The sequence below is a fragment of the uncultured Campylobacter sp. genome (assembly GCF_937997595.1).
In the GTDB taxonomy this organism is placed as follows: Bacteria; Campylobacterota; Campylobacteria; order Campylobacterales; family Campylobacteraceae; genus Campylobacter_B.
Map to the genome: position 1 here is coordinate 1 of NZ_CALKTS010000143.1, position 2,116 is coordinate 2,116.

Consider the following 2,116-nt stretch of genomic DNA (forward strand, 5'->3'; position numbering starts at 1 on the left):
CCTACGAAATTTACGCCCTTTACCACGCGTCCGTCTTTGACGTCAAGGCATGGGATTATGCGTTTTGCGAATCTATTCAAAGCAGCCCTTCGGAATAAAATTTTTTATGATTTTAGCTAAATTTTACTTAACATAATGACTTTATAAGTAAAATTTGGCTAGACTCTCGCGATGATTAGGGCGAAAAAAGAGTTCGGGCAAAATTTTTTAAAAGACGAAGCCGTTTTAAGCAAGATCATCCAAGCGATTCCCGAGAACATGCAAAATGTCGTTGAAATCGGGGCTGGCTTAGGTGATTTAACTCGCAAGCTTTTGGAATTTTACAGATTAAAAAGTTTCGAGATAGATGAGGATTTATATCAAATTTTAAGCGCTAAATTTGCGCAGCAGATCGCTAGCGGCGAGCTTGAGCTCGTTTTGGGCGATGCTTTGCGGATTTGGCAGCAGCGGGGTCTTGGCTGCGGCGAATATTTTTTGGTCGCAAATTTGCCCTACTACGTCGCTACAAAGATGATTTTGCAGGCGATCGACGATGAGTTGTGCAGCGGATTTTTAGTGATGATCCAAAAGGAGGTCGCTTTAAAATTCTGCGCTAGAGCCGGGCAGAGCGATTTTAGCGCTCTTTCGATCCTAGCCGATCTCGCGGGCGGTTGCGAGCTTCTATTCGACGTTGAGCCGGGCAGTTTCGAGCCTGCGCCAAAGGTAACCTCATCGGTGATCAGGCTCGTAAAAGGCAAAAATTTCAAACCCGGTGTCGAGGAAAGCGCGGAGAGTCTCGGCGTAAAAAGTTGCGCCCGCTTCCAAAATCTCGATGAATACGAGAAATTTAAAAGCTTTTTGCGCGTATCTTTCAGCGCGCCGCGAAAGACGCTTATTAAAAATTTAAGCGCAAAATTTGATAGAGGCTTAGCCGAAGAGATCTTTTTAAATTTGAAAATTCCGCCCACGGTTCGGGCGCACGAGTTAAATTCCACCCTTTTTTTAGAAATTTTTAAAAATTTAAAGGTAAAAGATGGAAAAAAACAGAAATGAAAACGGCGTCGAACGACTCAAAAAAAGCAATCGCTACAAAAAACGCAAGGAAAATCTAAAAAAATCTATCGCAAGCGAAGGCTCTGCGGGCGGCGCGGAATTCGGCGGCGAGCATGAAAACGGCTCTCGCAAAAACAAAGGCGCAAAAAGAGGGCAAAATTCCGCTCGTTCAAAGGGTTTAAAAAACAGCTCTCGCAACGGATCAAATTCTACGGGCGGTTCGTCAAATGACAGTTCAAACGCCGCGCATTCAAACGGCGCGAGCGGCAATGGCGTAAATTTAAACGGCGCCGCAAAATCGGGCAGCAATAACGCAAAAGGCGCAAATTCTAACGCCTCAGACGATACGAACTCTTCGGACGCACAGAAAAAGAAAAAGCACAAAAAGCGCTCCAATATGCCAAAGAGCCTTACCGGCAACGAGCCGTGGCAGAAGGCGATGGAAGAGGCGATCGCGGAAAATAAGCTAATCCACGAGGAGCGCCTGCATCCGCTTAAAAATGCTAATCGTAGCGATGAGGCGGTGCGTATCACGCCGCTTGGCGGACTGGGCGAGATCGGCGCGAATATGACCGTTTTTGAGACCAACACGAGCGCGATCATCGTCGATGTGGGCATGAGCTTTCCGGAGGAGAGTATGCTTGGCGTGGATATTTTAATCCCCGACTTCGATTATGTTCGCAAGATAAAAAACAAGATCAAAGGCATCATTATCACCCACGCGCATGAGGATCACATCGGCGCGATGCCATATTTTTTCAAAGAATTTCAATTCCCGATCTACGCTACGCCGCTTCCTCTGGGGATGATAAGCAATAAATTTGAAGAGCACGGCCTTAAAGCCGAGCGTAGCTATTTCCGCCCAGTGCAGAAGCGCCAGCTCTATCAGATCGGCGATTTTGAGGTCGAGTTTATCCATATAACACACTCGATTATCGATGCAAGCGCGCTTGCGATCACGACGAAGGCAGGCACGATCATCCACACGGGCGATTTTAAGATCGACCACACGCCGATTGACGGCTATCCGACCGATCTGAACCGCCTGGCGTATTACGGCGATCGCGGAGTTATGCTTTTGATG

The 2,116-nt window shown here is 47.0% G+C and carries 2 protein-coding genes and 1 pseudogene; 2 read left to right on the forward strand and 1 reads right to left on the reverse strand.

Annotation, left to right across the window (positions count from 1 at the left end; all coding sequences use genetic code 11):
* Positions 1-80: pseudogene (locus Q0614_RS04990) on the reverse strand (HisA/HisF-related TIM barrel protein); the annotation flags it as partial.
* A 91-nt stretch (positions 81-171) separates the two neighbouring features.
* Between Q0614_RS04990 and rsmA the strand changes: the two are divergent.
* Positions 172-1,032, forward strand: a complete 861-nt coding sequence (gene rsmA / locus Q0614_RS04995) for a 16S rRNA (adenine(1518)-N(6)/adenine(1519)-N(6))-dimethyltransferase RsmA (RefSeq protein ID WP_298786972.1) — start codon at positions 172-174, stop codon at positions 1,030-1,032.
* Positions 1,013-2,116, forward strand: a 1,104-nt coding sequence (locus tag Q0614_RS05000) for an MBL fold metallo-hydrolase (RefSeq protein ID WP_298786974.1), incomplete at its 3' end; no start/stop codon positions are given. The genes rsmA and Q0614_RS05000, both read left to right, overlap by 20 nt.